The following is a 754-nucleotide window of genomic DNA, read 5'->3' as shown; positions in this document are numbered from 1 at the left end:
CGCCGCCGCCCTGGGACTGCCCCTGCAGCAGCTGCGCCGGCCTCGCCTCAATGACGGGGTCCGCCAGAGCGTGCGGATCCTGGTCACCGCCCGGGAGTCGATCAGCAAGGACCGTACCCGGTCCATCAACGCACTGACCGCCCTGGTACGCGGCAACGACTTGGGGATCGATGCCCGCAAGAAGCTCACCAGCACCCAGATCACCGAGGTCTCCCGGTGGCGGGACCGGCAGGAAGAGCTCTCCCTCTCGATCGCCCGCAACGAGGCTGTGCGACTGGCCAAGCACGTCTTAGAACTGGACGAGCAGCTCACCGCCAACGAGAAACAGCTCAATGAGCTGGTCAAAGCCAGCGAAGCCGCGCCCCTCCTGGAGGAAAAAGGGTTCCGAGCGATCAGCGCCGCGAAGTGTCTCATCGCCTGGTCCCACGACGGCAGGGTCGGCAACGAGGCGGCCTTCGCGTCCCTGGCCGGAGTGAATCCCATCCCTGCCTCGTCCGGTAACACGGTCAGACACCGACTCAACCGCGGCGGAGACCGGTCCCTGAACAGCGCCCTGCACATGGTTGCCATATCAAGGATGACCCATGATGCCGAGACTCGGGAGTACGTCGAGAAACGTCGAGCAGAAGGCAAAACCAACCGAGAGATCCGCCGCTGTCTCAAGCGCTACTTAGCCCGCCGGGTCTATCGGATGCTCAACACCTCAGCAACCGTGATGAACGCGGCTTGACAGACATAGAAGAGTCAAGCCCTC

1 protein-coding gene is annotated in these 754 nt (G+C 63.8%); it reads left to right on the top strand.

Annotation, left to right across the window (positions count from 1 at the left end):
• A partial coding sequence (locus HGQ17_RS14865) for a transposase (RefSeq protein ID WP_168888734.1) occupies positions 1-730 on the top strand: 730 nt, incomplete at its 5' end.
• Positions 731-754 lie beyond the last annotated feature (24 nt).

Origin of the sequence: Nesterenkonia sedimenti, assembly GCF_012641515.1 — a bacterium.
GTDB lineage: Bacteria > Actinomycetota > Actinomycetes > Actinomycetales > Micrococcaceae > Nesterenkonia > Nesterenkonia sedimenti.
The sequence above is the reverse complement of the archived record's forward strand: the minus strand, read 5'-3'. Positions and strand labels throughout refer to the sequence as shown.